The 14,870-nt window shown below is 72.8% G+C and carries 16 protein-coding genes and 1 tRNA gene; 11 read left to right on the plus strand and 6 right to left on the minus strand.

From position 1 onward, the window contains the following. The first annotated feature begins 28 nt into the window (after positions 1-28). The 3 genes from mshB to ACZ4XX_RS10210 all read left to right on the plus strand — a co-directional run bounded on the left by mshB (position 29) and on the right by ACZ4XX_RS10210 (position 3,808). Positions 29-919, plus strand: coding sequence for an N-acetyl-1-D-myo-inositol-2-amino-2-deoxy-alpha-D-glucopyranoside deacetylase (mshB, locus tag ACZ4XX_RS10200; protein WP_468507488.1), 891 nt, complete (start codon positions 29-31; stop codon positions 917-919). Continuing rightward, positions 916-1,341 (plus strand): DUF6113 family protein, encoded by a 426-nt coding sequence (locus tag ACZ4XX_RS10205; RefSeq protein ID WP_468507489.1) that lies wholly within the window; start codon positions 916-918, stop codon positions 1,339-1,341. Before mshB ends, ACZ4XX_RS10205 begins: the two co-directional genes overlap by 4 nt. 175 nt (positions 1,342-1,516) lie before the next feature. Continuing rightward, the gene (locus ACZ4XX_RS10210; protein ID WP_468507490.1) at positions 1,517-3,808 is read left to right on the plus strand and encodes a peptidoglycan binding domain-containing protein; all 2,292 of its coding nucleotides are present in this window, start codon (positions 1,517-1,519) and stop codon (positions 3,806-3,808) included. Between the two features lie 162 nt (positions 3,809-3,970). On the opposite strand, the gene ACZ4XX_RS10215 is transcribed toward ACZ4XX_RS10210, so the two are convergent. Next, positions 3,971-4,195: a hypothetical protein gene (locus tag ACZ4XX_RS10215; RefSeq protein WP_468507491.1), complete on the minus strand. Its 225-nt coding sequence runs from the start codon at positions 4,193-4,195 to the stop codon at positions 3,971-3,973. 47 nt (positions 4,196-4,242) lie between these two features. On the opposite strand from ACZ4XX_RS10215, the gene ACZ4XX_RS10220 reads away from it, so the two are divergent. Next, complete coding sequence (locus ACZ4XX_RS10220) at positions 4,243-4,395, plus strand: DUF397 domain-containing protein (protein WP_468507492.1); 153 nt, start codon at positions 4,243-4,245, stop codon at positions 4,393-4,395. On the opposite strand, the gene ACZ4XX_RS10225 is transcribed toward ACZ4XX_RS10220, so the two are convergent. Next, positions 4,389-4,754 (minus strand): DUF1304 domain-containing protein, encoded by a 366-nt coding sequence (locus ACZ4XX_RS10225; protein WP_266968975.1) that lies wholly within the window; start codon positions 4,752-4,754, stop codon positions 4,389-4,391. The genes ACZ4XX_RS10220 and ACZ4XX_RS10225 overlap by 7 nt on opposite strands. 296 nt (positions 4,755-5,050) lie before the next feature. Between ACZ4XX_RS10225 and ACZ4XX_RS10230 the strand changes: the two genes are divergently transcribed. The 3 genes from ACZ4XX_RS10230 to ACZ4XX_RS10240 all read left to right on the plus strand — a co-directional run bounded on the left by ACZ4XX_RS10230 (position 5,051) and on the right by ACZ4XX_RS10240 (position 7,203). Continuing rightward, positions 5,051-5,506 carry a hypothetical protein gene (locus ACZ4XX_RS10230; RefSeq protein ID WP_468507493.1) on the plus strand — a complete coding sequence of 152 codons (456 nt, stop codon included), beginning with the start codon at positions 5,051-5,053 and terminating at the stop codon, positions 5,504-5,506. 1,102 nt (positions 5,507-6,608) lie between these two features. After that, positions 6,609-6,683 (plus strand) — tRNA-Ala (locus ACZ4XX_RS10235). A gap of 25 nt (positions 6,684-6,708) precedes the next feature. Continuing rightward, positions 6,709-7,203, plus strand: coding sequence for an anthrone oxygenase family protein (locus ACZ4XX_RS10240; RefSeq protein WP_468507494.1), 495 nt, complete (start codon positions 6,709-6,711; stop codon positions 7,201-7,203). Positions 7,204-7,271: 68 nt separating this feature from the next. On the opposite strand, the gene ACZ4XX_RS10245 is transcribed toward ACZ4XX_RS10240, so the two are convergent. Together ACZ4XX_RS10245 and ACZ4XX_RS10250 are read right to left on the minus strand one after the other, a co-directional pair. Next, positions 7,272-8,198 (minus strand): transglutaminase family protein, encoded by a 927-nt coding sequence (locus ACZ4XX_RS10245; protein WP_468507495.1) that lies wholly within the window; start codon positions 8,196-8,198, stop codon positions 7,272-7,274. A gap of 7 nt (positions 8,199-8,205) precedes the next feature. Then, entirely contained in the window at positions 8,206-9,207 is a 1,002-nt protein-coding gene (locus ACZ4XX_RS10250) for a GNAT family N-acetyltransferase (protein ID WP_468507496.1), read from the minus strand. 112 nt (positions 9,208-9,319) lie between these two features. Here ACZ4XX_RS10250 and fdxA point away from each other — a divergent pair, with 112 nt between their 5' ends. Both fdxA and ACZ4XX_RS10260 read left to right on the plus strand, forming a co-directional pair. Continuing rightward, positions 9,320-9,640 carry a ferredoxin gene (gene fdxA, locus ACZ4XX_RS10255; RefSeq protein ID WP_015035968.1) on the plus strand — a complete coding sequence of 107 codons (321 nt, stop codon included), beginning with the start codon at positions 9,320-9,322 and terminating at the stop codon, positions 9,638-9,640. Positions 9,641-9,748: 108 nt separating this feature from the next. Continuing rightward, the gene (locus ACZ4XX_RS10260) at positions 9,749-10,843 is read left to right on the plus strand and encodes a bifunctional succinyldiaminopimelate transaminase/glutamate-prephenate aminotransferase (protein ID WP_468507497.1); all 1,095 of its coding nucleotides are present in this window, start codon (positions 9,749-9,751) and stop codon (positions 10,841-10,843) included. Positions 10,844-10,918: 75 nt separating this feature from the next. On the opposite strand, the gene ACZ4XX_RS10265 is transcribed toward ACZ4XX_RS10260, so the two are convergent. Then, entirely contained in the window at positions 10,919-11,380 is a 462-nt protein-coding gene (locus ACZ4XX_RS10265) for an ATP-binding protein (protein WP_468507498.1), read from the minus strand. A gap of 418 nt (positions 11,381-11,798) precedes the next feature. After that, positions 11,799-12,755, minus strand: a complete 957-nt coding sequence (locus tag ACZ4XX_RS10270) for a VldE C-terminal domain-containing protein (protein WP_468507499.1) — start codon at positions 12,753-12,755, stop codon at positions 11,799-11,801. Positions 12,756-12,784: 29 nt separating this feature from the next. Between ACZ4XX_RS10270 and dapE the strand changes: the two genes are divergently transcribed. After that, entirely contained in the window at positions 12,785-13,879 is a 1,095-nt protein-coding gene (gene dapE / locus ACZ4XX_RS10275) for a succinyl-diaminopimelate desuccinylase (RefSeq protein ID WP_468507500.1), read from the plus strand. Between the two features lie 107 nt (positions 13,880-13,986). Next, on the plus strand, positions 13,987-14,736 hold the full coding sequence (locus ACZ4XX_RS10280; RefSeq protein ID WP_055603473.1) for an LOG family protein: 750 nt from the start codon (positions 13,987-13,989) through the stop codon (positions 14,734-14,736). The last annotated feature ends 134 nt before the right edge of the window (positions 14,737-14,870 follow it).

The raw sequence follows: 14,870 nt of genomic DNA on the forward strand, positions 1-14,870 counted from the left end.
CCGCGCGCCGACCTCGTAGGGTGGGGACATGTCCGATCTCCCCGCCCGCCGTCTGCTGCTCGTGCACGCGCACCCGGACGACGAGTCGATCAACAACGGCGCCACCATGGCCAGGTACGCGGCCGAAGGCGCCCTCGTCACCCTGGTCACCTGCACGCTCGGCGAGGAGGGCGAGGTCATCCCGCCCGAGCTCGCCCATCTGGCCCCCGACCGGGAGGACCGGCTCGGCCCGTACCGGGTCGGCGAACTCGCCGCCGCGATGGCCGAGCTCGGTGTCACCGACCACCGCTTCCTCGGCGGCCCCGGCCGCTTCCGCGACTCCGGAATGATGGGCGTCGAGCAGAACAAGCGCGCCAACGCCTTCTGGAACACGGACGTCGACACCGCCGCCCCGTACCTCGTCGAGGTCATCAGGGAGACCCGCCCGCAGGTCCTCGTCACCTACGACCCCGACGGCGGCTACGGACACCCTGACCACATCCAGGCCCACCGGGTCGCCACGCGCGCCGCGGAACTGGCCGCCGACCCCGCCTACCGCCCCGACCTCGGACCTGCCCACACGATCGCCAAGATCTACTGGAACCGGGTCCCGCGCCCCGTCGCCGAGGCCGGCTTCGCCCGGCTGAGCGCCGAGGGCTCCGCCTTCCCGGCCGCCGCCGCGATCGACGACGTCCCCGGCGTCGTCGACGAGGACCGGATCACCACCGAGATCGACGCGGGACCGGAGCACGCGGCCCGCAAGAGCGCGGCGATGGCCGCGCACGCCACCCAAGTCGCGGTCGACGGCCCGTTCTTCGCCCTCTCGAACGACCTCGGCCAGCCGATCTTCACCACCGAGTACTACGAGTTGGTACGAGGCGTCCCGGGCGCCCCCGCGGGCACCCGCGAGACGGACCTCTTCGCCGGAGTGACCGCATGAGCCCCACGCCGCCCGCGACGCCGGCGAAGCCCACCCCGCCCCCCACGCCGGCCGCGCGCACCGCGTCCACCGTCTCCCGTAACGCCCGATTCGCCTGGTACGCGGGCCTGACCGTCCTCGGCGTCCTCGTCGGAACCGCCGGCGCCCTCGTCCAAGCCGCCTGGCTCCCCGTCGGCTTGATCCTCGCCCTCCTCGCGACCGCCGCACTCTTCTACGGCGGACTGCGGGCCACCGAGACCCAGGTCGGCGTCGTCGCGGGCGGCATCGGCTGGCTCGTCGCCGTCATCCTGCTCAGCTTCGGACGGCCGGAGGGCGACGGGGTGTTCAGCGGAGGCGTCGGAGAGCTGCTCTTCCTCTTCGGCGGCATGGCGATCGCTGTGATGTGCACCACGCTGGCCCGACTGCCCCGACCGATCCCGTGAACAGGACGACTTGAGTCCGCGGACGCCCTGACTTCGGCCGGATTGACCGTCGTCAGTCACCCGGGGGTCAGCTATGTGAGGGCGGCGCCCAGTATGGTGGTGCGCGCCGCCGAACCGCCCGGGTCATACGAGCATCAGCAAGAGCGGGCGGTGGAGCCAACCGGGAGATCCTGCTTTGAGTCGTGAAACTGGTCGAGAGACTGACAGTTCGTCCTCCGGCGCCCAGGGGCGCGGTGGAGCCGCGTACCCGTCGGGTACACCGCCGTACGGATCCCGCCAGTATCCGTCGCTCCACCCCTCGCAGGACGCGCCGGAGGAGACCGCCGCCGCGCCCGCACCGCCGGAGGAGCCCAAGACCGAGACGACGCTGACGACCCGGATCCGGATCAACATCCCGGGTTCGCGTCCGATCCCGCCGGTCGTGGTCCGCACCACGGTCAACGAGTCGCCCACGGCGTCGCCGGCCGCCGCGCCGGAGCCCGCTCCCGCCCCGGAGCCGGAGCCCGAGCAGGCGGCGGCCCCCGAGCCGCCGCAGGCCGAGGAGGCCCCGAAGGCGAAGGAGACGAGCGACTGGTTCGCGCCCCGCAAGGCGGCGCCCCCGAGCCCGGCCCCCGAGCCCGCGCTGCCCCCGGCACCCGCGCCGGCCCCGAAGCCCGCTCCGGCCACCACCGGACCGGACGACCGCGGCACCGGCTTCGCCGGCTCCGCGACCTCCGGCGTCCCGACGGTCGGCACCGCCCCGTCGAGCCGCCCGCTCCAGGGCAGGCCCGCGCCGGGCAACCCGCTGTACGACGGCGGCACGCCCGCGGGCGGCACCCCCATGTACACGGGCACGCCCGCGGGCGGCACCCCGATGTACACGGGCACGCCGCCCGGCGGGACCCCGATGTACGACGGAACCCCCGCCGGTGGCTCGCCGAGGTACGACGGCCAGGGCGGCGCACACCCGGGCGCCGGAAACCCGCTCTACGCCGGCACCCCCGCCGCAGGCACCCCTATGTACACGGGCACGCCGCCCGGCGGCACGCCCGCGCACCGCGGCCCCGCCGCGCCGACCGGCCCCACGACGGGCCCGGTCACGGGCACGGCGTCGCTGGGCGGTCAGCCGGGCGGCCAGGGCGGACTCGCAGGCCTTGCCGGAACCTCCGGACCGGGCCAGGGGCAGGGTCAGGGCCGGGGTCAGGGTCAGGGCCCGGGCTCCCCGTTCCACGGCGGCCCCGGCGGAGCGCCCGGCGGCGCTCCCCGCATGACCGACGACACCGCGATCCTCACCCCGCAGGCACCCGCGCCGACCGCCCCCGGGCGGGGCGGTCCGGGCGGTCCCGGCGGAAAGCGCGGACCGGGAGGACCGGCCGACGGCGGCAACGGCCACGTCTCCGGCGACACCCTCACCAGCGGCATCCCGGTCGTCCCGCCGAAGGCGGCCCGCCCGAACCTCACCCCCCGCATCGAGGAGCAGGCGACCCCGGCCCCCGCGCCGCGCCCCGCACCCGCCGCCAACCGCGCCGCCCCGGCCAAGAAGGGCCGCTCCAAGCTGGTCCTCGTCGCCGTCGGGGTCTTCGGCCTCGCCGGCATCGCCTACGGCGCCGGACTGCTCCTCAACCACTCCGACGTCCCGAAGGGGACCACGGTCCTCGGCGTGGACATCGGCGGCGGTACGAAGGAGGAGGCCGTCAACAAGCTGGACGCGGCCCTCGGCAAGCGCGCCGGGACCCCGCTCCAGCTCGGCATCGGCGGCAAGAAGGTCCAGCTCGCCCCGGACAAGGCGGGCCTGGCGCTCGACAGCGTGGAGACCGTCCGCGCCGCCGCGGGCAGCGACTACAACCCCGTCTCGGTCATCGGCTCCCTCTTCGGCGGCGAGCGGATCGCCAAGCCGGTCTTCCCGGTCGACGAGGAGAAGCTCGCCGTCACCCTCGCCGACCTGGCCGGCACGTCCGCGTCGGCGACCGAGGGCACGATCCTGTTCGCCCCGAACAAGGTGACCCCGGTCGAGGGCAAGCCCGGCAAGGGCCTCGACGTCCAGCGCTCGATGATCTCCGTCCGCGACGCCTTCCGCGCCCAGGTGGAGACCGGCCGGACCACGCTGGTCGAGCTGCCGGTCACCAACCGCCAGCCGAGCATCTCCAAGGCCGAGGTGGACCGGGCGATGAAGGAGTTCGCGACGCCCGCGATGTCCGACCGCATCACCATCCGGGCGGGCGGCAGGGAGATCCAGTTCGGCCCGGCGCGCTCGCTGCCGCAGATCCTCTCCATGAAGGCCACCGACGGCCGCCTGGAGGCGGTCTACGACACGAAGGCCATCGAGCGGCTCCTCGACGGCGCCTTCAAGGGCATCCTGATCACCAAGGCCGACGGCACCAAGCAGGAGGTCTCGCCCGACGACGTGGCCGCCGTCATGCGCGAGGCGCTCCTCGGCAAGACCAAGGGCGAACGCACCAAGACGATCGACCTGAACCCGAAGGGCTGACAGCCCGAGCGACCCACCCCGAGCCCCCGCCCGAACACATCGGCCGGGGGCTCGGCGCGTGGCGGGGAGGCGGGGCCGGTGGGGAGGCGGTTCCGGGGCGCGGCCGGAGGACACGGCGGGGCGACCAGGTGCGGCCGCCGTCGCGGCAGGCACGCGGGGTGATCACCACTGGCCCCCGTACCGCTGCTGCCTGGCCCGCAGCCAGGCCTGGATCTCCCGGGTCTCGGCGGGGGAGGCGGCCCGCAGGGCGGAGGCGTGGACCGTCGCCACGAAGTGCGTGAACCGCACCCGCCGATGGGCGCCGTCCACGGAGATGACCTTGCCGGGACCGTAGACGTCGGTGCCCGTATGGGCGACGAAGGCGCCCGGGCCGTGAGGGGTGTGCATCGCGAGCCTTTCGCTCTGTGTGGTCTCCGGTCGCACGTCACGCGCTTATGTGGTTCGAGGATCAGCCGCCGATCGCGTACGCGGAAGGCCTCGAGTCCGGCCGGTTCTGGGACTCGAAGGTCCCGAGCGGTCCCGCGTTGTCGTTCGGTGCCGTCGCCTGGGCGCGGTTCGTGGACGGTCTGAAGCGGTCGTCTCAGTAGTGGGCGACGAGGACGGCGGAGAGGGCGAGCGCGCCGGGTAGGGCCTGGGCGAAGAGGATGCGGCGGTTGGCCGTGGCGGCGCCGTACAGGCCGGCGATGACGACGCAGGACAGGAAGAAGACCCGGACGCGGAAGGCGATCGGGTCGTCGGCGATGAGACCCCAGACGAGCCCGGCGGCCAGGAAGCCGTTGTAGAGCCCTTGGTTGGCGGCCATGGCCGCGGTGTCTCGCGCCGTCTTCGCGTCGAACCCTGAGAAGCGACGGCCGGTCTCCTTCTCCCAGAGGAACATCTCCATCACCAGGATGTAGGCGTGCAGCAGGGCGACGAGGGCGACGAGGATGTCTGCGGTCAGCGGCATGGCCGCATTCTGCCGCCGGGCGTCCGAGGGTCGGGGGAAGGCGCGCAATGACTTGCGCGGTCCGGTTCGCGAGAATGAACGGTTAATTCCGGATCCCGAAGTCACCATCAGGAAATAGTCTTAAAAGCTCGACGGCGGAGCCCCCGGACCGGGAAACTGTCTGCAACGGGCCTGCATACAGGCCTCGTTGGACAACACTCGCATCACATCCGGGGGATGAAATGGCAGGAACTGCTCGTCGTTGGGCTGCGCGCATATCGGGCGTGGGAGCCGCTTCGGCAATGATTTTCGGGGGGATGGCGGGCACGTCGTTCGCGATCGAGAACCCGCCCACGGTCACCATCAGCGTGAACTTCGGCGTGGTCGCGACCACGCACCCGGATACCGTGGGCTGTAACGGCTACAAGGTGGTCGGGACGGGGACCGCCGGTGGTGCGCCGGTCAACGGGGCCGCCTGGGCGCAGGACGAGGTGGCGTGTACCGCGACCGTCCCCGGCAAGTACGACATCAAGGGGACGGCGACGCTCACCGAGAGCGACGGCGACAAGCTCTTCATCAGCTACGAGCTGTCCGCGCCGCTGACGTCGGACACGATGGTCTACCCGTCCGGCACGTTCAAGATCCTGCGGGGTGAGGGCAACTTCGAGGACTCGACCGGTGGCGGCCAGATGAACGCCAAGGTCAACCTGCTGGACCACGCTCACGCCAGCGCCACGCTGACGGGGTACATCCGCAAGTACTGGCAGGTCTGATCGTCCACCGCCACCACCGGCACTGCCACCGCCCGCCGGGGATGCTCGGCGGGCGGTGCGGGTTCTTTGGGGTGCGGGTCTTTGGGGTTCTGGGGGTGGGCCGGGTGTGTGGGCTTCTGGTGGGACCGCCCTCTTTCCGAGAGTCGCTCCTTCCGGTGGTGCGTCAAGGGCGCTCCCTGCGGTCGCGTCGCTGCGCGATGGGCTGCGCCCACCCTTGACCCACCACCTCCAGGAGCGAAGACACTCTCGGAGGGCGGTCTGGGGGGCGGGGTCCACGCCGGGCTTCGGGCAGCGGTCGGGATGGGAGGGCGTGTGCCGGTCGGTGGGTGGGGGCTTGGTTTGCGGCGGGGGTGGGGGGGCGCCTCCCCCTTGGTTCGGCGTGCGCGGTTGTTGGATGGGGCGGTCGGGCTCCGGCTCAGCGGCGAAAGGCCGTCCGGGGTGGGGCTTCAGGCCCCGCTGGTCACTCCTGGCGAGTGGGGCGTGAGTAACTGCGCATTACTCCGAGTAACACACCTCGGGGAATAGGAACATGCAGGACTAATCACCCTTTTCGGGCGGTGAAAGTGCAGGAAACTCCCCCGACCGGCTCCCCACCACCCACCAACAGCGACCAGCGGGGCCTGAAGTCCGGCCCGAGGACTTCGGCCGGCCGCCAAGCACCGCCCAACCGCCCCATTCAACGACCGCGCACCCCGAACCCACCAGCACCGCGCCCACCGACCCCCGCCGCTAGCCGAGCCCCCACCCACCGGCCGACGGGCGCAGGCGGCGAGCGGCCACTGCCCGAAGCCCCGCGCGGCCACGCCCCCCGGGCGCCCTCCGAGTGTGAAAAGGCGGCCTCCGCCGCCGGGTCAAGGGTGGGCGCAGCCCATCGCGCAGCGACGCCGAAGGCGCCCTTGACGCGGTGGTGGAGGCCGCCACTCTCGGAAAGAGGGCGGCCGCACCAGAAGCCCACAAAGCCGGTCCACCCCCAGGACCCACCCCCACCTCCCCCACCACGACAACAGGTCCTGGACCGCCCAGGCGTGCGTGATCGCTGGTGCGGATCTCTCCGAAATTCCTTCGCCCCCACAGCCTTTCCCCCGTTAAGATCTTCCCAAGGGCGGGGTCGTAGCACAGAGGTAATGCGCCGCGATGGCATCTCGGAGGACGCCGGTTCGAATCCGGTCGCCCCGCCCCCTTCAAGCTCGGAGGCGGCGCTCGTGCGCGTACGGATGGCCCAGGGCGTCGCTCTGCTCTCCACCGGGCTGCTCACCGGCGCCTTCGGTTACGGCGCGGCCAATCTCGTTCCCACCTTCCGCGCCGTGCCCCTCGACATGCGGCTGGACTTCCACACCCAGCTGATGATGATGAACGGCATCACCATGCAGACGGCCATGGCACTGTCCTTCCTCAGCTCCCTGGCCCTGGCCGTCCTCGACCGGGGCCGTGCACGGCTGCTCGCCGGCGTCGCGGCGCTGCTGGTCCTGGCGTCCTTCCTGATCACCCGGTTCGGCAACGTGCCGATCAACGGCCGGATCAAGGAATGGGCCGCCACCTCGGCCCCTGCCGACCACGCGGAGATCCTGCATCGCTGGGAGCTCTTCAACCTCGCGCGCACGTCCACGGCCCTCGTCGCCTTCGTCCTGCTGATCGCCCTCGTCGTGAGCGCGCCTCGCGCGCCCCGCGCGGACCACGGCGCTTCCCGCGCCGCGTAGTCGGACCCGCCCGCGCACCGCGACCCTTACCCAACGGCCTCACCTGCGACCGGCCCGCAGCTCCCGCGTCAGTTCAGCCGTGCCCGCGCCGCCTGTGCCCGGCGTCGGACCGCCGTCGCCGACTCCGGGTCCACCGCGTCCATGACCTGCGCGTACGCCTCCATCTCCGTCGCCCCCGTCAGGAAGTCCCCGCGCTGCACGAGCAGCTCGGCGCGCTCGTAGCGGAGTCTGGCCGGGTGGGAGGGGAGGAGCAGGGAGAGTTCCACCGCCCACAGGGCCACGTCGGAGCGCTCGGGGCGGGGTGCCGCCCAGGCGCGGATGTTGTTGAGTACCCGCAGCACGATCGCGCCCGGCTCGGCGGGCCGGAGCATCGAGCGGTCGAGGGCCTCGCCCGTCGCGCTCGTCACCAGGAGCTCCGCGTCCGGGCCCGTCATGGCGCGGCCGCCCGCGAAGGGGTCGGCGAGGTTCAGGTCGGCGGGGTCGCCGAAGCCCACGACGAAGTGGCCGGGCAGCCCGAGCCCGTACACCGGAGCGCCGGCCCGTCGTGCGACCTCCATCCAGACGACGGAGAGCAGGATCGGCAGGCCCCGGCGGCGCCTGAGCACCTCGTGCAGCAGCGAGGACTCCAGGCGCTGGTAGTCGGCGGGCACGCCCTCGAAGCCCTCCCGGTTGCCGAGGAGCTCGGCGAGGGCGGTGGTCCAGTCGCCGAGGATCCGGGTGGCGTACGGGACGAGCCCGGCGAGGCGGTCGAGTTCGATCTCGGCCTCGTTCAGGACGTGCCGGGTGACGGTGGGGTCGGCCACCGCTCCGATCAGCAGGCAGAGCCGGGCGAGGTCGGGCCGCTCCGACCGCGCCTCCTCCGCGAACTCCCGCCGCCAGTCGGGCGCGTCCGGGCTCTCGTGGGCGTCCTCACCCGCTGCCCCGTCCCGCCGTGGTGGTCCGTCCTCCGGTCCGTGCTCCGGCCCGTCCTCCGGTGGTGGTACGTCCTCCGTCACGCCTCTGTCACGCCTCCGCCCATCGGTAGTGGTGGTAGTGGTGGTGCGGAGCGAAGCCCATCCCGTCGTACAGGGCCCGTGCGCCGTCGTTGTCCGCCTCCACCTGGAGCCAGGCCGCCGACGCGCCCTCGTCGAGGGCCTGTCGGGCGAGTGCCGTCATGACGGACGTCGCCAGGCCCCGGCGCCGCTGCTCCGGGTCCACCTCGACGGCCATGAAGCCGGCCCAGCGTCCGTCGACCACGCACCGTCCGATCGCCGCCGGTACCTCTCCCGTGCCCGCCACGGATGCGAACCACACACTCGGGCCGGACGTCAGCACCGACCGTACCGCCGGGCCCGGTTCTCCGAAGCGCTGATAGCGGCGGAGCCACGCGTCGTCGACGGTGCGGGAGAGGTGTACGGCGGTGACGTCGGCGTCCAGGTCGCCGATCGGGGCCAGTGCCGCGATCCGCACCTCTGCGGACACCTCGCGCCGCCAGCCGTGCCGGTCGAGGGCCGCGCAGAGCAGCTCCTGGGTGCCCTCGGCGCCGGTGGCGGTCTGGATGTACGCGGGGAGCCTCCTGGCCTCGTACCACGCGCGTACGTGCGCCAGGGCGTCGGCGACCGGCAGTCCCGGATCGCCGAGCGGGAGCACCGAGTTGGCCCGCCGGGTGAAGCCGTCGGAGGCCCGCAGGGTCCACTCGCCGAGCGCCTCGCTCTCGACCGGCCGCCATGCGCGCGCGGTGGCGCGGGCGAGCTCGGGGAAGGTGGCGGAGGGGCCGCGTCGGCGGGCCGGGGCGGGCGGGACGATCTTCCCGGCGACCAGGGTGGATTCCGCGATCCGGACGCTCTCGCCGCTCTTTCGTGTGATCAGCAGCACAGAGTTGTCCCATGATGTGAGAACGCCGACCGCGTCGGTGAACTTCTCACCCGCCGCCGCTGAGTCCGTCACGTACCGAACGGAGACACGTTTTCCCACGTCAGCGCTGGTGATTCGGACCTCAAGGCGTCCTCCGCCGGTGAATTCCACAGCTTCTCCGCCCCTCCTGTTCGGATCGCCCCCAAGAACGGAGATACTAGGTGCGGGCATCGACGACGCCGCGCTCCCGCGCAGACCAGCCCTATCGAGGAGGAACGACAGCGTGACCTACGTCATCGCGCAGCCTTGTGTCGACGTGAAGGACAAGGCGTGCATCGAGGAGTGCCCCGTCGACTGCATCTACGAGGGCAAGCGGTCCTTGTACATCCACCCGGACGAATGCGTCGACTGCGGGGCCTGTGAGCCGGTCTGCCCGGTCGAGGCGATCTTCTACGAGGACGACACCCCGGAGGAGTGGAAGGACTACTACAAGGCGAACGTCGAGTTCTTCGACGAGCTCGGTTCGCCCGGTGGTGCCTCCAAGCTCGGCGAGATCGAGCGCGACCACCCCTTCATCGCCGCCCTGCCGCCGCAGAACGGCTGATCGACCGCTTCAGGTCGCATCCGGTCCCGTACGGCGTCGGCCGCCGTACGGGACCGAGGCGTTTCCCGACGCCTCACCCGCGTACGTACAGGAAGTGAGAGCCAACCCGTGAGCGCAGTCTCTTCGCGCCTGCCCGTCTTCCCCTGGGACAAGCTGGAGCCGTACAAGAAGACGGCCGTGGCGCACCCCGACGGAATCGTGGACCTCTCGGTCGGCACGCCCGTCGACCCGGTCCCCGCGTTGATCCAGGAGGCCCTGGTCGCGGCGGCGGACTCGCCGGGCTATCCGACGGTGTGGGGCACGAAGGAGCTGCGGGACGCGCTGACCGGCTGGTGCGGGCGGCGGCTGGGCGCGGTGGACTTCGCCCATGAGAACGTGCTGCCGGTGGTGGGCTCCAAGGAGCTGGTGGCCTGGCTGCCGACGCAGCTGGGTCTCGGCGCGGGCGACCGGGTGGCGTACCCCCGGCTCGCGTACCCGACGTACGAGGTCGGCGCGCGGCTCTGCGGCGCGGAGGCCGTGGTCTACGACGACCCGACGGAGCTCGACCCGGCCGGGCTCAAGCTGCTCTGGCTGAACTCCCCGTCCAACCCGACCGGCAAGGTCCTCTCCAAGGACGAGCTGACCCGGATCGTGGCCTGGGCGCGCGAGCACGGTGTCCTCGTCTTCTCCGACGAGTGCTACCTGGAGCTGGGCTGGGAGGCCGACCCGGTCTCCGTGCTGCACCCGGACGTCTGCGGCGGTTCGTACGAGGGCATCGTCGCCGTCCACTCGCTGTCCAAGCGCTCCAACCTGGCCGGCTACCGGGCCGCGTTCGTCGCGGGTGACGCGGCGGTGCTCGGTGAGCTGCTCCAGATCCGCAAGCACGGCGGCATGATGACCGCGGCGCCGGTGCAGGCGGCGACGGTCGCGGCGCTCGGCGACGACGCGCACGTGGCCGAGCAGCGCGAGCGGTACGCGGCCCGCCGGGCGGCGCTGCGGGCGGCCCTGGAGGCGCACGGCTTCCGGATCGAGCACAGCGAGGCGAGCCTGTACCTGTGGGCGACCCGGGACGAGCCGTGCTGGGAGACCGTGGCGTACCTGGCGGAGAAGGGCGTTCTCGTGGCGCCGGGCGACTTCTACGGCGAGGCGGGGGAGCGGTTCGTGCGGGTCGCGTTCACGGCGACGGACGAGCGGGTCGCGGCGGCGGTCAAGCGGCTCGGCTGACCGTCCACGGCGTACGGAAGGGCCCGGGGAGCATCCGCTCCCCGGGCCCTTCCGCGTGACTGCTTCCCGGGCGGGTCAGCCGCCGACGGGCAGGCCTCCGAGGGTCTGGCCGGTCGGGAGGCCGCCGAGGCCGCCGCCCAGGGCGCCGCCGGTCGGGCCCTCGGCGCTCTCGGTGGCGGCGCCGGCGGTCTTGCCGACGACCTCGCCCGCGCTGCCGGCGGTCTCACCGGCGACCTGCTGGGCGGCCGGGGTGGCGGTCTTGCCGGCGGCGCCGACGGTCTTGCCGGCGGCGGGGACGGCCGTGCCGACGGCCTCGCCGCCGGTGGCGCCGACGACGCCGGTGGCGGTCTGCGAGGCGCTGTCGACGGCGGTGCCCGCACCGGCGGCGTCCAGGGCGCTGATGCCGCCGAGGGCGCCGGTCGGCGCGAGGCTGTGGTCCAGGGCGCTCGCGGAGCCGGCCGCACCGACCACGGGGGCTGCTCCGGCCGCGATGAGGAGGGCGGCGCGGGCGATCCGACGGGTCAGGGGGAGGGACATGGTGCTCCTTCGACGAGGTGCGAGGTGTTGTTCGGACGCAGTGACAACCGGCCCTGGGGCGGGTTGGGTTGCGGCGGTCGAAGGTAAAGAATTGGTAATGCGTCGTATTGTCGGGTGGGGAGGAAAACGGACGAACGCGTCATTGCGCAGTTGTCTGGCGAACCGTCACTCCCCTTGTCCTGCAAGGGAATTGGGAGGGCGGGGCGCGGTGCGTGAAAGGCGGCGCGGAAGGGTCGCGAATTCCTCCGGGCGCGCACCGGTCCCATGCCACGGGCGAGTGAATCACCGTACGGGTGACCGGCTGCTGATCGACCGGAGAACGACATGAGCGCGGAGCCAGGGGCGGCCGGATCGGGCCGGAGCCAGGGGCGGGCCGGACATCCGACCGGAGACCGGATGCCGAGAAGTCTCCGGGCGGCTACGGGGCGAGCCGCATCCGGACGGATTCCGCGCCGGAGGCGGGTGCGCCCAGGGCCTTGGAGGCCCCCGAGACCTTCGACCAGCCTCCCCGCGCCTCACCCGCCCGCCACACCCGGTCCCCGTACACGACCTCCGTGATGCGCAGCGTCTCCGCCCGCGCCACGGCCCACTGCGCCAGCTCCCAGCCGCGCCGCGCGTCCGCTGCAGCGCCCACGGACCCGGCCGTCGACCGGACCGGCACCACGAGCACCGGCGGCTCGGCCGCCGACCGGCCCGCGCTCGGGCCGCCCGTCACGGCCGCCGGCGCCGACTTCTCGCCGAAGGCGCGTACCAGCTCCGCGCGCACCTTCTCGGGATCGCCCGGAAGGCCCTCGGTGTCGCTCGCCGTACAGGAGAGGGCGGCCGGGGACCGGCCAGTCAGCGCGGCCGAGAGCAGAGTGGCGTCCGGCTCGTGCTTCGCGTACGCCTGCGGGAAACCGCTCTTCTGCACCTTCTGCGCCGCCACCGTCAGCGGCAGCCGCGAATACCCCGGGACCTTCTCGAGACCGTCGTAGAACTTCCCCGACGCGTACACCGGATCCATGATCTGCGCCGGCGTTCCCCAGCCCATCGAGGGCCGCTGCTGGAAGAGGCCGAGGGAGTCCCGGTCGCCGTGCTCGATGTTCCGCAGCGCCGACTCCTGGAGCGCCGTCGCGAGGGCGATGGTCACCGCCCGCTCCGGCAGGCCCCGCGTGGTGCCCACGGCGGAGATCATCGCGGCGTTCGACGCCTGCTCCGGGGTGAACTCGTACCGGTTGTCCCCGGTGCCCACGAAGCACCGGGGCGTGCCGGTACTCCCCGTCACCTGGTGGAAGGCCACGTACGAGGCAAGGCCGAGGAGCGCGGCGAAGGCGGCCGCGGAACGGGCGAGGCGGCCGCGACGGCGGGGGCGGGTGGGCTCGGACACGGGGCCCACCGTACTGGAGGCCGCGTTAGGGTCGGCACATGGCTGACATCACCCCGCTCGACACGCCCCTCGACCTGTCCCAGGACGGGGCCGCGCTCACCGCCGCCCTCGTCGACTTCCCGTCCGTCAGCGGGACCGAGCAGCCGCTCGCGGACGCCATCGAGCAGGCGCTGCGCGCCCTGCCGCACCTCACGGTCGACCGGTACGGGAACAACGTGGTCGCCCGCACGAGCCTCGGCCGCGGCGAGCGGGTCGTCCTCGCCGGTCACATCGACACCGTGCCGATCGCCGACAACGTGCCCTCGCGACTCGACGAGGACGGCATCCTGTGGGGCTGCGGCACCTCCGACATGAAGTCCGGGGTCGCCGTCCAGCTGCGGATCGCCGCCACCGTCCCCGAGCCCAACCGCGACCTCACGTTCGTCTTCTACGACAACGAGGAGGTCGCCGCCCACCTCAACGGCCTCGGGAAGATCGCCGAGGCGCACCCCGACTGGCTGGAGGGCGACTTCGCCGTCCTCCTGGAGCCCTCCGACGCGCAGGTCGAGGGCGGCTGCCAGGGCACGCTGCGCGTGATCCTGCACACCGCGGGTGAGCGGGCCCACTCCGCGCGCTCCTGGATGGGCTCCAACGCCATCCACACCGCCGCCCCGATCCTGGCCCGCCTCGCCGCGTACGAGCCGCGCAAGCCGGTCATCGACGGCCTGGAGTACCACGAGGGTCTCAACGCCGTCGCGATCCAGGGCGGCGTCGCCACCAACGTCATCCCCGACGCGTGCACCGTCACGGTCAACTACCGGTACGCCCCCGACCGCTCGCCGGCCGAGGCGCTGGCGTACGTCCGCGAGTTCTTCGCCGACTGCGACATCGCCGACCTCGTGATCGACGACGAGAGCCCCGGCGCCCTGCCCGGCCTCTCCCACCCGGCGGCGGAGGCGTTCATGAAGGCCGTCGGCGGCAGCGCCCAGCCCAAGTTCGGCTGGACCGACGTCGCCCGCTTCAGCGCCCTCGGGGTGCCCGCGGTCAACTACGGCCCCGGCGACCCCATGTACGCGCACAAGCGGGACGAGCACGTGCCCGTCGACCGGATCCACCACTGCGAGGCACGGCTGCGCGACTGGCTGACCGCCTGACCGCCCGACTTCCCTCGTCCCGACTCCCGTAATTTCGCATTTCGTCACCTCTGTGGTCCTACGCTGACCGGACCAGAAGATCGTTGGATCGACGGAGGGAGCAGGCCATGGGTATCCCTGAAGGGGAGACGAAGCCGGAGGAGCAGCGGCTCGGGCCGGTGCTCAGGCGCCGGGACCAGGTCCAGCCGGGCACCACGGACCAGCGGCTGCTCGACACCGAGGGCGACTCGGAATGGGTGCACACCGACCCCTGGCGGGTCATGCGCATCCAGTCCGAGTTCGTCGAGGGCTTCGGCGCCCTCGCCGAACTGCCGAGCGCGATCAGCGTCTTCGGCTCGGCCCGCACGAAGCCGGACTCGCCGGAGTACGAGGCGGGTGTACGGATCGGCAGGGCGCTCGTCGAGGCCGGCTTCGCGGTCATCACGGGCGGCGGCCCCGGCGCCATGGAGGCGGCCAACAAGGGGGCCCGGGAGGCCAAGGGCGTCTCGGTGGGCCTCGGCATCGAGCTCCCCTTCGAGCAGGGTCTCAACCCGCACGTCGACATCGGCGTGAACTTCCGCTACTTCTTCGTCCGCAAGACGATGTTCGTGAAGTACGCGCAGGGCTTCGTGGTCCTGCCCGGCGGACTCGGCACCCTCGACGAGCTCTTCGAGGCGCTGACCCTGGTCCAGACCCGCAAGGTCACCCGCTTCCCGATCGTCCTCTTCGGCACGGAGTACTGGAAGGGCCTCGTGGACTGGCTCCGCGACTCGGTCGTCGCGGGCGGCAAGGCCTCGGAGCGGGACCTGCTCCTCTTCCACGTCACGGACGACGTGGACGAGGCGGTGGCGTTGGTGACGAAGGAGACGGGCAAGTAGCGGCCCACGGGGGGGGGGGGGGGGGGGGGGGGGGGGCCCCCCCCCCCCCCCCCTCCCTTTCCCCCCCCCCCCCCCCCCTCTCCCCTCCCCCCCCCCCCCCCCCCCCCCCCCCCCCCCCCCCCCCCCCCCCCCCC

It is taken from the genome of Streptomyces sp. NPDC029956 (assembly GCF_055574655.1).